1 protein-coding gene is annotated in these 309 nt (G+C 65.0%); it reads right to left on the reverse strand.

Features of this window, described 5'->3' with window-relative positions; genetic code table 11:
* Positions 1–309: DDE-type integrase/transposase/recombinase (locus G3446_RS27405; RefSeq protein ID WP_164456771.1), on the reverse strand; the 309-nt coding region annotated here is incomplete at both ends.

Below are 309 nucleotides of genomic sequence, written 5' to 3' on the forward strand. Positions count from 1 at the left end.
CCCTGGGGCTGATAGGGCCGGGCATGAATGAGGGCGATGCCGAGCTTGGCGCAAACGAGCGCGAGGTGCTTGGAGCGGTCGTTGGCGCCATTGTCGACGAACAACTTCTGTGGCAGCCCGCGACGCAGGATCGCCTGCTCGAGCACCGGCAGAAAGCTGGCGGTGTTCTCCGACAGGGCAAAGGCGGCATGGGGAATCACCCGCGTGGCGTCGTCGATGAAGGCGATCAGAGAGGTCTTACGCTTGACGCGCTCGCCGACCACCACAGCGGGTCCGTGCATGACATCGCTCATCCACAGCTCACCGGCG

Origin of the sequence: Thiorhodococcus minor (assembly GCF_010820565.1) — a bacterium.
Classification (GTDB): domain Bacteria; phylum Pseudomonadota; class Gammaproteobacteria; order Chromatiales; family Chromatiaceae; genus Thiorhodococcus; species Thiorhodococcus minor.